Source organism: Patiriisocius sp. 208BN25-11 (assembly GCF_058147145.1).
In genome coordinates this window covers 1-238 of record NZ_JBYVJY010000133.1, presented here as the reverse complement: position 1 = coordinate 238, position 238 = coordinate 1, and the positions used below count along the sequence as shown (strand labels likewise).

Annotated in this window: 1 protein-coding gene; it reads right to left on the bottom strand. The window is 28.2% G+C overall.

Features of this window, described 5'->3' with window-relative positions:
* Nucleotides 1-95: 95 nt before the first annotated feature.
* Nucleotides 96-206, bottom strand: a complete 111-nt coding sequence (locus tag ACY2RS_RS15865) for a T9SS type A sorting domain-containing protein (protein ID WP_490099622.1) — start codon at nt 204-206, stop codon at nt 96-98.
* Nucleotides 207-238 lie beyond the last annotated feature (32 nt).

Genomic DNA, 238 nt, shown 5'->3' with positions numbered 1-238 from the left:
TTAATTATGCTTTTGATTAAAAAAAGCCTGCTAGCAAGAGGAGTATGCTAACAGACTTTTTAACTCAATCTAACTAATTAATCTTGAACAGATTATTATTCTTTTATAATTCTCTCTACCACAGATCCATCTTCTGTATGCATTGTTAGAAAATATATTACGCTATCTAAATCACTTATATCAAAACTGAAACTGTTCTTTTGGATTCATTTTTCTTTTTTGATAACTCTACCCTGTA